Below are 12,641 nucleotides of genomic sequence, written 5' to 3' on the forward strand. Positions count from 1 at the left end.
CCTCATGTTGCTTAAAGTGATTTCGAGGAGGATTTGTATTGCCTGAAGATCGCTCGAAAAGAATAAAGAGGATAAGAGTGATGACGCCGAAAGTTCGCATCATGGTGCGAGGCTCATGGCTATTGGTCGCAACTTGCACCTGCCATTCTGCCTGGGGTTACAACTTCGAAATCGGAGAGATCCAGGGCCAGCTCGACTCCGCGCTGTCGCTGGGCGCCAGCATGTCCACCCACAACCCCGAACAGCGCCTGATGCGCAGCGCCTCGGGTGATGACGGTCGTCGCAACTACCGCGCTGGCGACGTGTTCTCGAAGATATTCAAGGGCCGCCACGATCTGGAGCTCAAGTATGGCGACAGCGGCGTGTTCCTGCGCGGCAGCTACTGGTACGACTACGCCCTGCGCGACGAGAGCCAGCGCTTCAAGGATGTCGAGGACGCCGGACGCAAGAACGCCAACAAGTCCGCCGGCTTCGAGTTGCTGGACGCCTTCGTCTACCACAACTTCCAGATCGCCGATGAACCGGGTTCGGTGCGCCTGGGCAAACAGGTAGTGAACTGGGGCGAAAGCACCTTCATCCAGGGCGGCCTGAACGTGGTCAATCCGACCAACCTGTCGGCTATCCGCCGGCCGGGCTCGGAGGTGAAGGACGCACTGGTGCCGGTGAATCTGTTTTATGTCACCCAGAACCTCAGCGAAAACCTCTCCGCGGATTTCTTCTACCAGTTGGACTGGGAACAGACCAACCTGGACAACTGCGGCACCTTCTTCTCCAGCAACGACTACATCCCCGACGGGTGCTACGGCCTGGACGTAGGCAAGAACCTTACCGGCAACGCCGCCGCGGTGCGCGCGCTATCGCCGTTCGGCGTCGATCTGACCAGCGAGGGCATTCGCCTGCAACGCGCTGCCGACCGGGACGCGCGCAACAGCGGGCAGTGGGGTCTGTCGCTGCACTGGTTCGTGCCGGCCCTGGACACGGAGTTCGGCGCTTACGCGGCCAACTACCACAGCCGTCTGCCGTACACCGGTTCGATCAGCAGTCCGTACCTGACCAATACCAATTTCGTCCCCCAGCTGTGCGGCAACCTTGGCCTTTCTGGCGCGGCCTGCAACGGCCTGATGAACAGCAGCGCCGGCAAGACCCTGACCGATGCGCTGCGCATGGGGACTTCAAGTTACTTCGTCGAATACCCCGAAGACATCCGCCTGTACGGCCTGACCTTCGCGACGACGTTGTCCAGCGGCACCGCGCTGCAGGGCGAGATCAGCTACCGGCCGAACCTGCCGCTGCAATTCAACGGCCCGGATCTGATCCAGTCCGGCCTGGGCGACCCGTCGCGCACACCGTTGTATGACAGCGGCGCTGTGGCCTATGCCGACAGCAATGCCGCCGACGGCTACCGCCGCAAGGAAGTGACCCAGGCGCAGATGACCGCTACCCAGACCGTCAGCCAGGTCATGGGCGCCGACCAGTTGGTGCTGGTGGGCGAGGTGGGCGCCACCTTCGTCGGCGGCCTGGAGGGCCACGGCGGCCCGCGCTATGGGCGCAACAGCACCTTCGGCTCCGGCGAACTGGCCAACAACGCCGTGTGCATCGCCAACTCGGCAACGCCGCAGAACTGCAACAACGAGGGTTTCGTCACGTCGTTCTCCTGGGGCTACCGCGCGCGGGCGATCTGGAGCTACGCCAACGCCATCGCCGGCATCGACCTCAAGCCCGGTATCTCATGGTCCCACGACGTGAAGGGCTACGCCCCGGCGGAGGTCTCGGGCTTCAACGAGGGTGCCAAGGCGGTCGGCCTGTCGCTGGATGCGGATTTCAACAGCACCTACACCGCCGGCATTTCCTACACCAACTACTTCGATGGCGACTACGGCAACCGCGGCGATCGCGATTTCGTCTCGCTGTCGGTCGGCATCAACTTCTAAGTGGAGCCTGCCTCTTGAAACGCATCTACTGCCTGTTTTCCGCCGTCCTCCTGACCCACGGCGCTGTCCTCCTGGGCGAAGGTGCCTACGCCGCCGTGCCGGCCGGCGAGGCCGCCAAGCTGCAAGACAGCCTGACTCCCATGGGCGCCGAACGCGCCGCCAGCGCTGACGGCCAAGTCCCGGCCTGGCTGGGCGGGTTGTCCGGCGATGGCCTGAAGATACAGGGCAACGGCACCCCGGCCGACCCGTACGCCGGCGACCAGCCCCTGTTCACCATCGATTCGAGCAACTACCAGCAGTACCAGGCCAATCTCACCGCCGGGCAGATTGCGCTGCTCAAGCGCTATCCCGGCCAGTACAAGCTGCCGGTCTACCCCAGCCACCGCAGCGTGGGTGTGTCGGACATACTGAAGGGCTGGGTGGCGCAGAACGCCACCGGCGCCAGGCTCGTCAATGACGGCAATGGCATCGAGGGCTTCCACGGCGCGGTGGCCTTCCCGATTCCGCAAAACGGCCTGGAAGCGATCTGGAACCACATCACCCGCTATCGCGGCGGTAGCCTGCTGTCGGTCAACGACAGCGCGGCGCCCCAGGCCGGTGGCGACTACGTGATCACCACCACCGAGCAGCGCTTCACCATGGCCGACCAGGTGAGCAACTACGAGCCGGGCAAGGTGGACAACATGCTGTTCTACTACAGCCACCGCATCACCGCGCCGTCGCGCCAGGTGGGCGAGGTGGTGCTGGTCCACGAGACACTGGATCAGGTGAAGCAACCGCGCCTCTCCTGGGTCTACAGCTCCGGCCAGCGCCGGGTGCGCCGTGCTCCGGACAATGCCTACGACGCCGCCGGGCCGACTACCGCCGGACTGAGAACCGCGGACAGCCGCGACATGTACAACGGCGCGCCGGATCGCTACGACTGGAAACTGATCGGCAGGAAGGAGCTGTACATCCCCTACAACAGCTACCGCCTGGCTTCACCCAGCCTGAAGTACGCTGACTTCCTCAAGCCCGGCGTGATCGACTCGGCGCCGACCCGCTACGAGTTGCACCGCGTCTGGGAAGTGGAGGCCACGCTGAAGCCCGGCGCCCGCCATATCTACTCCAAGCGGCGCTTCTATCTCGACGAGGACAGCTGGACCGTGGTGGAAAACGACCAGTACGACAGTCGTGGCGAGCTCTGGCGGATCGGCGAGAATCACACGTTCTATCGTCCGGATGTCCAGGTGCTGCTGTCCGCCGTCCAGGTGTTCTATGACCTGCAGGCGGGCCGCTACATCGCTTCCAACATGAGCAACGAGCAGCCTCGCGGCTACGACTTCGGCTTCCGCGCCACCACCTCGGATTACTCGCCCGGCGCTCTGCGCGGACTGGGGATTCGCTGATGGTCTGGCGGCAATGAGTGGCGGTCGCAGTCGCCTGGCCGACCGCCTGCTGGGCGGCGGCGAGGAGCCGGACCCGCGTTTCAGCCTGGCGAATGAACGGACCTTCCTCGCCTGGATTCGCACCTCGATGGCGCTGCTGGCCGGCGCCATCGCCCTGGATGCCTTCGTAAGCCCCACACTGACGGGGGCTGTAAGGACCTTCCTGGCCCTGGCGCTGGCCGGCCTCGGCCTGCTTACCGCCGGGGCGGCCGGGGTTCGCTGGCTGAGCGTGGAGCGTGCGCTGCGACAAGGGCGGCCTTTGCCGGTGCCGCTGCTGGTGCCATTGTTGGCGCTGGCCTGCGTAGTGCTGGCTGCCGGCCTGATCGGCTACCAGTGATGAGCCAGTGGGCATGAGCGATAACGGATTGCAGGCCGAACGCACCACCCTGGCCTGGACGCGAACCCTGCTGGTGCTGCTGGTGCTGGCGGCGCTGGTGCTGCGGAGGATCGGCGAGCTGTCCGTATTCGCTCTGGTTCCGGCTGCGCTGCTGACGGGCTGTGCGTTGGTCTGCCAGCTCGGGCAGGGCGCACATTACCGACGCGGCTCCCGCGCGCTGGCCGGCTCGGCACCAGTCGGCAACGGCCACGCCGTGGCCTGGCTGAGCCTGACGCTGATGCTCACCGCCGGACTGTTGTTCGGCCTGATCCTGTTGCACGACGATTGCTGACCATGCACGACCTGTATGACCTCGACCTGAACCTGCTGTTGGTGTTCGACGCCATCTACCAGCAGCGCAGCATCACCCGCGCCGCGCGGTTGATGGGCCTGAGCCAGCCGGCGGTGAGCAATGCCCTGAGCCGCCTGCGCAAGCACTGCGGCGATCCGCTGTTCATCAAGAGCCACCTGGGTGTGACGCCCACTGTTGCGGGGCATCGTCTGGCCGACCATGTACGCCTGGCCTTCGAAAGCCTGCGCGAAGGCTGGCGCCAGGTGCCCGGGCGCCCGTCGACGGCACCCGAACTGCGGGTCAGCTGTGTCGACTGCCTGCAGCCGCTGTTTCTCGACACCGCCCTGGCGCGGCTGGGCGAGGCGTGGCGGGTAAGCTTCTACCATCCACAGCGCCGCGTGGCCTTCGACGAACTGCGCGAAGGCCGGCTGGACGTGCTGCTGGACATCGAACAGGTGGTGCCGTTCGGCTACGGCATCGAGCGTATCTCGGTGCCGGCGGACCGCTACGTCTTCGCCCACGGTGCTGCGCTGGAGAGTCCCCCGCAGACGCTCGCCGACTACCTGCGGCAGCCCCAGGTCCACGTGTCCGCCCGGCGTGGCGGCCTGTGCCCGGTGGACTTGCAGCTTGGCCTACGCGGACTGCGCAGGAATATCGCCTGCCGGGTGCAGAGCGCCCTTGCCGCGCGGCTGATGCTGGACCGCCATCCGCTGGGGGTGACCCTGCCGGCGAGGATGGCACGTCTGCTGGGCCTGAACCGCCAGCCCTTGCCCCTGGAGGAGGCGGTGGCGTTTCCCGTGGCCATCTATATCGCCCCCGGCTTGGGCGATGGCGGGCGGATCAACGACCTGGCGCGTGCATTGGCATCGCGGCTGACGACGCTCGATCCGATGGACTAGCTGGCGTCACTGCTGATTACACGGTCGCGGCCAGTCTGTTTCGCGCGGTAGAGGCGGCGGTCGGCCTGTTTGAGCACGGATTCCGCGGTTGACGCTGCCCCGCCGGACTCGGCGACGCCGATGGACAGGGTAAGCAGGCCCACTTGCGGTATCGGCGTGATCGCCACGGTTTCGCGGATGCGCTCGGCGATGGCGCTGGCCGCTTCCAGGGTGGTTTCCGGCAGCAGCAGGACGAACTCTTCGCCTCCCGAGCGACAGGCCAGATCGTCGGCCCGGGACGAATCGCGCAGCACGGCAGCGACGCGGCGCAGGGCCTCGTCGCCGGCATCGTGTCCCCAGGTGTCGTTGACCTTCTTGAAGTGATCGATGTCCACCGCCAGCACCGAGTAGGGCCGCCCGGATTGGCCCAGCGCTTCCAGCGCGGCGCCCAGCGCCCGGCGGTTGGCGAGGCCGGTCAGGACGTCGCTTTGCGCCTCCAGGCTCAGGCGTCCGAACTTCTGCTGCATCAACCCGACGCCAGTGAGCAGCGCCGCGCGGATCGCCGCCGCCTCGCGATACCAGGTTTTGATGTCCTGCAGTTCGCGGGGCGTTTCCGGGTTCGACAACTGCTCGGCGCTCTTCGCCAACTGGCGCAGTGGTCGGGTGATCAACAGGGTGCCGGCCCAGATGGCCAGTACACCCATCAGGCTGGCCGGGATCAGGCCGATGAGCATGTCCTTCATCAGCAGGTTCAACGGCGAGAGACTGAGGTCGCGCGGCTGCTGGGCGACCACCGCCCAGTTGGCGGCGGGCACATTGGCGTAGCCGGCGAGCATGGGCACGCCCTTGTAGTTGAGCACTTCCATGACGCCGCTTTCCCCGCGCAGGGCGGCGTCCACCGTGCTGCTGTGGACGAGCAATTCGCCGACGCGCGCCACCTCGGGGTGGTGCAGCAGGCGCCGGTTGGCATCGGCGACGAAGGCGAAGGTGCCTTCCTCCTGGAAATGGCTGCCGATGATGGTGTGCAGCACGCTGGGCTTGAGGATGTACACCGAGCCGCCGACCAGCCCCAGGTACTCGCCGTTGGCACCGATGATCGGCTGGGAGATCAGCACCACGAGGTTGCCGGCGATGGAAACGTAGGCCTGGCTGATCTTTGGCTGCTTCAGCCGCAGCGCTTCCTGCACGCTTTCCGAGCGCAGCGTGGTGCCGACGATCTGCAGGGAATCGGGATAGGCCTGGAGCACCTTGCCATGGGCATCGACGACGATCAGCGAATTGAAAAAGGTGTCCTGCGCCTGCAGGCGCATCGCCTCGGCGCGCAGCACGGCGGGTTCATCGAAATGCCTGGCCTGTATTGCCGCGCTGTAGGCCAGGTTGCGCTGCGCGGAGCTGAGGAATTCGCTGATGCTCGAAGCCACCTTGGCGGCATAGGCGCGATTGGCTTCCAGGGTGGAGTGGATGAGTGCGCTGCGCTGCACGTTGTAGGCCACCACCAGGCTGTTGCCCAGGGTCGCCAGTGCAGCCAGCAGGACGAAGGCGAGGATCAGCACCCGCAGCGTCAGCGGCTTGCGGCTCCAGCGCTTCATGGCTGGCCCTGCGCTGGTGGTGGGATTGCTGGGTGAGGTATCTGGGTTCGAGTCATCGAATGCCGGTTCTGATGAGGGGTACCTGCAGCCTACCCGTCGATCCTCGACGGTGCGAGGTTGAGGATAGGCAGGCTTGCGGTATCCGTCACTTCGCTGTTCTTCAGATCAGAGCTCAGCCTAAAGGCTTGGGCGTAGGAGCGGACTCCGTCCGAGATCGATTCAACGCCACTCCCATCGACCTGGGAGCTGGGCGAAACCATCGCGGACGGAGTCCGCTCCTACGGGAAGGATGTCCGCGACGTTGCCCCCTGGTCAGGAACAAACGCCAGAAGGGGCGGCCCGTTGCACCCCTCGCTAGAAGCCGCTCTCGCGCAGTGCAACGGCCAGCAGGCGGGTGAAGCCTTCGCCCAGCCAGCTGCGCCGTGCGCCTTCGATCTGCAGGTGGCCGCGGGTTTCGTGGAGGTTCGGTGGCGCGGCGTCCAGCTTGACCAGTATGTGGAACAGCGCCGGGTTGGGTACGAGGGATTCGCCCTGCGCGTTGACGTTCAGCGGGCCGCCGTAGCGCGAGGCGAGCATCGGCTGTTCCAGCTGGCTGATGCGCGTGGTGCCGATCAGCACCACCTGGCCTTCAATGGGCTGCGGTATGCCTTCGGGGTAGAAGCGCACACGGCCGCCGTCGGTCAGGCGCTGCACTTCGTCCTGCTTGACGTAGGCGTCCACCAGCCAGTGCCGTGGGTCCACCAGCACGCCGATGGGCTCGCGGGTGTTGATCCACTGGCCGGGCTTCCAGTCCGGGTTGACGTCCATCCAGCGGCCGGCGAAGGGCGCTGTCAGGTTCAGGCGCGCCATTTCGTTGCGGGCGGCGCGGGCCTGTTGGTACTCCACCCCCAGGCGCTGGCGGGTGACGGCTTCTTCGGAGAGGCCCGCGGGGTCGGCGAGCATGCCGGCCAGACGCCCCTGGAAGCCACGGATGCCGGCTTCGCTGCTGCGAATCTTGGCGGCGATGTCGGGTTCCTCCATCACCGCCAGCGTCTCGCCCTGGCCGACTTCGCCGCCTGGGCGCAGGTCGCGCAGCAGCGCGGGGAAGGGCGCGTAGACGTGCAGTTGCGCAGCCGCACGGGCCACGCCCATGGCGTGCACCTGGGTGCGCCAGGGAATGGCGAGCAGGAGCAGCAAGGCGCCGAGTAGCGCGAGGAACACCAGCTTGCGCCGCGGCTGCACTTCCGCGCGGCGCTGCCACCAGACCTTGAGTTCTCGCCACACGGGCTGAACGATGAACCAGCTGATTTCCACGGCGAACAGAAAGATCCCCAGCAGTTTGAAGAAGAAGTAGTAGACCGCCACGGCGATCCCGAGGAACAGCAGCAGGCGGTAGACCCAGGTGCCGAAGGCGAAGGCCACCAGCGCCCGGCGCTTGCCGGTGGGGAAGTGCTCCGGCCAGGGCTCGTCCAGCCCCAGCAGGTTGCGTCGCAGCGTGGTGCGCGCCAGTGCGCCGGCGCGCTCATGCAGATTGGGGAAGTCCAGCAGGTCGGAGAAGATGAAGTAGCCGTCGAAGCGCATGAAGGGGCTGGCGTTCAGCGCCAGCGACAGCGCCCAGCTGGTGGTCGCCAGGTAGAGCAGGGCGTTGCGCAGGGGGCCGGGATCGGCCAGCGCCCAGCCCAGCGTGGACAGCCCGGCCAGGCCCAGTTCGGTGATGATGCCCGCGCTGGCAATTGCCAGGCGCTGGCGGTTGCTGCGCAGTTTCCAGCTCTCGCCGGTGTCGGTGTAGAGCATCGGCCACATCACCACGAAGGCGATGCCCATGTGCGCGACCTTGAGCCCCAGTCGCGTCGCCACCAGCGCGTGCCCGAGTTCGTGCAGCGTCTTCGCCACCACCAGCGCGGCGGCGAAGCTGAGCAGGCCCTCGAAGGAAAAGGACTCCACCACGTCGTGGGTGAAGGTGTCCCACTGGTGCGCCACCAGCACGATGCCGGCAAGGCTGAGCAGCAGCACCAGCGTCGCCACGTAGCGGTTGAACAACCAGTCGAGGCTGCCGGCGATGGCGCGCAGGAAGCGTTGCGGGCGAATCAGCGGAATGCGGAAGAACAGGTAGTGGTGCAGCCACCAGTTCCAGGTCGTCCACTGTTTGCCTTCGCTGCGTGCAGCGAGGCGCGCCAGGGCTTCGGGGCCTGGGCGCAGCAACTGGTGGTGTTCGAGGAACTGGCGGAAGCCCAGCACCTGCTCGGCGTCGGGCTTGAGCGCGGTCTGCTCGGCGATCTGCTCGCTGATCTGGCGGGGTGTCTGTTCCCAGCGCAGCAGGCATTCGAACTCCAGCCAGCCGATGCGGTAGAAACGATTGAGTACGCTGTCCTGGATCACCCACACCGGCTCTCCGTCCGAGCCGGGGGCGGCTTCATCCAGGCGCAGGTCGTCCCGCAGGGGCGGGGTGGGCAGGTCTTCGGCGGCGATGTCCATGGCGCTACCAGCCGGTCCAGGCGCGCAGCGAGGCCAGCGGGCGACGCAGCAGGTAATAGCCCAGCACCACGCGCTCGCCATAGAGCTTGGCGGTGCCGTGTAAACCGAGTCGCGCATGGGGCGGCGCATCCTCGACGCTGGCCAGCAGGCGGTAGGAGGCGACGCCTTCGTCGCTGGGCTTGGCCTGGTAGCTGGTATCGAGGATTTCCCCGTGCAGCGGGTCGAGCGGGTATGCGGTGAGGAACAGCGCCACTTTCGCTCCCGGCTCCAGTGCGATGGCGTCGGCTACCGGCAACTGGATGCGCATGCCCGGCGCTTTCGGATCGGCAATCTGCAGAATGCGCTCGCCGGTGACCACGGGCTTGCCCAGCCAGTCGTTCGGGTCGCTGTACACGGCCACGCCAGCGCGCGGCGCGAGCACTCGAGTACGCGCCAGTTGTGCCTGCACGGCAGCCAGCTCGGCACGACGCTGGCGGGCGCGGCCGTCGAGCACCGTGAGTTCGCTCTTGCTCTGCGGGTTGTCGAAGGCGCGCTGGCTGGCCGCCATGAGTTCGGCGTCGGCCACGGCGACTTCCTTGGCCAGCACGTCGGCGCGGCTGCGCAGGGTGGTTTCGTCCAGTTCGAAGAGCGGCGTACCGACGTCTACGTTCTGGTTGGGGCGAACCAGCATTTTGACGATCACCCCGTCGATCGGCGAGCTGATCACCTGGGCGTTGCGCGACACGACTTCCGCCGGCGCCAGGGCCGTCTGCCGTACCGGAATGAGCAGCAGAGCGGCCAGTGCAATCACGCCGACCAGCACCTGGCGTTTGCTCGGCCGCCAGAAGCGCAGGCGGGTACGTGGCCCGAACGAGGCCCAGGCGTGTGCCCAGGTCTGCCAGATTCCCAGCAGCAACGGTTGCAGGTTGCGCGCCGGAGGTTCGTCGAGCAGGAACAGCACCAGCCCGAGGCGTTTGCCCGCGCGGTCGTGCAGCGGTACGCACCAGAGCCCGGCGGGCCACCATTCGCTCCAGCCTTCGGCGATGTCGGCGGGTGGTTCGATGGCCTCGCGGGCCAGCCAGGTCGGCGTGGCGTCGGGTACCTGCGCAGCGACCCAGCGACTGGCGCGTTCCAGCCAGACCAGGTAGGGCGAGTCCTCGGTGGGCTTGGCCAGTCCGGACACTGCCAGCAATTCGTTGCGCGACTCATGGCAGGCGAACACCAGCGCCTGGTGGAAGCGCAGCAGCGGGAACAGGTCGTTGGCGATGCTGAAGGCCAGGCCGCCGAGGGAGTCGGCCGCCAGCGCCTTGTCGCGCACATTGGCCAGGCTCAGCAGCAGCTGGGGGGGTGGCAGCAGCTCACTCATGGCTTTCGGGGAAGCGCGCGACCCCGCTCATGCCGGCGATCAGTTCGGGGTAGCTGGCATCCAGCTTCGCCTCGAGTTCCACGGTCTGCGCCACGGCGTCGACCCGCGCGTTGATCACGCTGACCTTGGCCGGGTACTGCTTGCCGGTTTCATGGATGTCCACTTCCAGGGGCATGTCCGGGCGCAGGCTGGGCAGCATGGATGAGGGTACGTTGAGGCGGACTTTCAGCGCGCCGTCGCTGACCAGGTCGAACAGCGGCGTGCCGGCCGTCACCGTCTGGTACGGCTTGACGTAGACCTTGGCAATGCGTCCGGAGAACGGCGCGTCGATCTGGCAATAGCCGGCCTGGGCACGGGCCAGGGTGAGGGCCCCGTCGGCTTTCTGCACCTCGGTGTTGGCCATGGCCACTTCCAGGTCGCCGACGGCATCGAGCTTGCGCAGGTTCTGTTTGGCGGCCAGGTTGGCGCGGGCCATGTTCAGTTCGGCGCCGGCAACCTTGGCGCGGGCATTGACCTCGACGCAGTTGAGCTGGGCGAGCTGGGCGTCCTTGGCGACCTTGTCGCCAAGGCTGGCCTTGAGCGCGCCGAGCGTCCCGTTCATCTGGGCGGAGAGGGTGGTTTCCAGGTTGGAGACCAGCAGTACCCGGATCGCGCCGGGATCCTGTTTGTCGGGAAGAGGCGGCAGGGCGCTGGCGTCTTCGGCCAGTGCCGGCTGGAGGAACATCAGGCACAACGGGAGGAGCAGGTACGACTTACTGCGCGGCATTGGCGGTTTCCTTTTGCCCGACGGAAGCTTGCCCAATGGAAGGTTGCACGACGGAAGCCTGAGCGGCGGCGGGGCCGTTGCTGGCGAGCAGGTTGGTGCTGGTCTGCTGTTCCAGGGTGCGCTGGATTTCCCGCGCGAGGGTCTTCACGTCGTGGTTCTCGATTTCCTTGGGCATCACCTCGAAGCCCACCGAGTTGTACAGCCGCCCCCAGGCCGCCTGGGCGTCGGAGTAAGCGGCTTCGCGCTGGTAGCGCGAGAGCAGGTAGCGGCCCTCGGCGCGGATCAGCTCCAGTTCGCTGCCCAGGGCGGCGCCACGGGCGGACTGGGCGTAACTGAGCAGGCTCTGGTCAACGCGCAGGCTCTCGTCGGCGAACTCCACTTCCTGGCGCGCCAGCTGGTAGCGCAGCAGGCCGACCCGGACCTGGGTGAGGATGGCCATGGACAGCGCGGTGCGGCGCATGTCGTCGGTCTTCTCCTGGCTGGCCTCGGCGGCCTTGATGTCCGGGTACTGCGCCAGGCGCAGCAGGTTCATCGAGACGTTGATGCCAGTCTGGTTCCAGTCATTGTTGTACAGGTACTTGTTGGAGTCGTACTCGTAGCCGTAGTTGAAGCTCACGTTGGGCCACAGCTGGGCCTTGGCGATCTTCAGGTCGTTCATGTCGACGCGCTTGCGATACCACTCCTCCATGATCTCCGGACGGCGTTCCAGCGACAGGCGCTCCAGCCGCTCGACGTTATTGGTCACCAGCGGCAGCGGTTGCTCGCCGATGTCGGCCAGGACCATTTTCGTGTTCGGCGGCAGCGACATCAGCGCGGCCAGTTCGGCGCGGGCGAATTCCAGGTCCTGGCGGCGCACGGTAAGCATGTACACCGAGTCGAGCAGGGCACGCTGGTAGGCGAGGATGTCCTGGCGCGGCAGCAGGCCCTTGCCTTCGGCCTCGCGGGCGGAGGTCAGGGCGCGGTGGGTGCGCATCAGCAAGCCGTCCACTTCCGGCAACAGGCGCTGCGCGCCCAGCGCGCGCCAGTAGGCATTGCGCACGTCCTGCAGGACGTTCTGCGCGACCTTCTCGCGGCGTTCCTCGGCCATCAGCATCTGGTCGTTCTTCTGCTGGGTGCGGAAGTAGGCAACGCCAAAGTCCAGCAGGCTCCAGGACAGCCCCAGGCTGTAGAGCTGGCGGTAGCGCTCTTCCGAGGTGGACGGGCGCAAGCTGACCTGGCGGTCCTCGATGCCGATGGAGGTGCCGCCGGAATCGTTGTTGCGCCCGGCGTAGCCCGCCGAGGCCACGACGCGGGGCAGCATCTCGTGACTGGTGACGTCGCGCAGATCGGAGGCCAGCGCGCTTTCCAGCAGCTTCAGGCGGTAGTCGAGGTTGTATTTCAACGCCCGCGCCGAGGCCTCGTAGAAGGTGATCGGCCCGCTGACCGGCTCCTGCTCCTTGTACATCCGCGCCTGATCATCGATTACCCGCTGGCGCATTTCCTCCTCGGTATAGGGCTTGGGCTCGAACGCCGAGCAGGCGCTGAGCAGGATGCTGACGGTGATGGTGGCGCTCAGGCATTTCAGTGCGTAGGCGGGCATGTTC

The 12,641-nt window shown here is 66.5% G+C and carries 10 protein-coding genes; 5 read left to right on the top strand and 5 right to left on the bottom strand.

Annotated features, from left to right (window positions below; genetic code table 11):
• Positions 1–101 precede the first annotated feature (101 nt).
• The 5 genes from AC2T4A_RS18535 to AC2T4A_RS18555 are packed head-to-tail and all read left to right on the top strand — an operon-like array spanning position 102 to position 4,925.
• Positions 102–1,931, top strand: a complete 1,830-nt coding sequence (locus AC2T4A_RS18535) for a DUF1302 domain-containing protein (RefSeq protein ID WP_416749655.1) — start codon at positions 102–104, stop codon at positions 1,929–1,931.
• Positions 1,932–1,945: 14 nt separating this feature from the next.
• Positions 1,946–3,319 (top strand): DUF1329 domain-containing protein, encoded by a 1,374-nt coding sequence (locus AC2T4A_RS18540; RefSeq protein WP_486741472.1) that lies wholly within the window; start codon positions 1,946–1,948, stop codon positions 3,317–3,319.
• A 13-nt stretch (positions 3,320–3,332) separates the two neighbouring features.
• Positions 3,333–3,695 carry a YidH family protein gene (locus tag AC2T4A_RS18545; RefSeq protein WP_478379127.1) on the top strand — a complete coding sequence of 121 codons (363 nt, stop codon included), beginning with the start codon at positions 3,333–3,335 and terminating at the stop codon, positions 3,693–3,695.
• Between the two features lie 13 nt (positions 3,696–3,708).
• Positions 3,709–4,026, top strand: a complete 318-nt coding sequence (locus AC2T4A_RS18550) for a DUF202 domain-containing protein (RefSeq protein ID WP_416749598.1) — start codon at positions 3,709–3,711, stop codon at positions 4,024–4,026.
• Between the two features lie 2 nt (positions 4,027–4,028).
• Positions 4,029–4,925, top strand: coding sequence for a LysR family transcriptional regulator (locus AC2T4A_RS18555; protein ID WP_486741473.1), 897 nt, complete (start codon positions 4,029–4,031; stop codon positions 4,923–4,925).
• Here AC2T4A_RS18555 and AC2T4A_RS18560 read toward each other — a convergent pair.
• The 5 genes from AC2T4A_RS18560 to AC2T4A_RS18580 form a co-directional block, all read right to left on the bottom strand.
• A complete protein-coding gene (locus AC2T4A_RS18560) occupies positions 4,922–6,493 on the bottom strand; it encodes a sensor domain-containing diguanylate cyclase (protein ID WP_416749602.1) in 1,572 nt (523 codons plus the stop codon). The genes AC2T4A_RS18555 and AC2T4A_RS18560 overlap by 4 nt on opposite strands.
• Before the next feature lie 354 nt (positions 6,494–6,847).
• Positions 6,848–8,947 carry a site-2 protease family protein gene (locus AC2T4A_RS18565; RefSeq protein ID WP_486741474.1) on the bottom strand — a complete coding sequence of 700 codons (2,100 nt, stop codon included), beginning with the start codon at positions 8,945–8,947 and terminating at the stop codon, positions 6,848–6,850.
• A gap of 4 nt (positions 8,948–8,951) precedes the next feature.
• A complete protein-coding gene (locus AC2T4A_RS18570; protein ID WP_486741475.1) occupies positions 8,952–10,292 on the bottom strand; it encodes an efflux RND transporter periplasmic adaptor subunit in 1,341 nt (446 codons plus the stop codon).
• The gene (locus tag AC2T4A_RS18575) at positions 10,285–11,058 is read right to left on the bottom strand and encodes an efflux RND transporter periplasmic adaptor subunit (protein WP_486741476.1); all 774 of its coding nucleotides are present in this window, start codon (positions 11,056–11,058) and stop codon (positions 10,285–10,287) included. Before AC2T4A_RS18575 ends, AC2T4A_RS18570 begins: the two co-directional genes overlap by 8 nt.
• The gene (locus AC2T4A_RS18580) at positions 11,045–12,637 is read right to left on the bottom strand and encodes a TolC family protein (RefSeq protein ID WP_486741477.1); all 1,593 of its coding nucleotides are present in this window, start codon (positions 12,635–12,637) and stop codon (positions 11,045–11,047) included. Before AC2T4A_RS18580 ends, AC2T4A_RS18575 begins: the two co-directional genes overlap by 14 nt.
• Positions 12,638–12,641 lie beyond the last annotated feature (4 nt).

Source organism: Pseudomonas sp. PVC-3-1 (assembly GCF_057444315.1).

Excerpts from the sequence above, each read along its gene's own strand:
- AC2T4A_RS18535 (WP_416749655.1), top strand. The coding sequence starts at position 102 with ATGGTGCGAGGCTCATGGCTATTGGTCGCAACTTGCACCTGCCATTCT.
- AC2T4A_RS18545 (WP_478379127.1), top strand. The coding sequence starts at position 3,333 with ATGAGTGGCGGTCGCAGTCGCCTGGCCGACCGCCTGCTGGGCGGCGGC.
- AC2T4A_RS18550 (WP_416749598.1), top strand. The coding sequence starts at position 3,709 with ATGAGCGATAACGGATTGCAGGCCGAACGCACCACCCTGGCCTGGACG.
- AC2T4A_RS18555 (WP_486741473.1), top strand. The coding sequence starts at position 4,029 with ATGCACGACCTGTATGACCTCGACCTGAACCTGCTGTTGGTGTTCGAC.
- AC2T4A_RS18560 (WP_416749602.1), bottom strand. The coding sequence starts at position 6,493 with ATGAAGCGCTGGAGCCGCAAGCCGCTGACGCTGCGGGTGCTGATCCTC.
- AC2T4A_RS18565 (WP_486741474.1), bottom strand. The coding sequence starts at position 8,947 with ATGGACATCGCCGCCGAAGACCTGCCCACCCCGCCCCTGCGGGACGAC.
- AC2T4A_RS18570 (WP_486741475.1), bottom strand. The coding sequence starts at position 10,292 with ATGAGTGAGCTGCTGCCACCCCCCCAGCTGCTGCTGAGCCTGGCCAAT.
- AC2T4A_RS18575 (WP_486741476.1), bottom strand. The coding sequence starts at position 11,058 with ATGCCGCGCAGTAAGTCGTACCTGCTCCTCCCGTTGTGCCTGATGTTC.
- AC2T4A_RS18580 (WP_486741477.1), bottom strand. The coding sequence starts at position 12,637 with ATGCCCGCCTACGCACTGAAATGCCTGAGCGCCACCATCACCGTCAGC.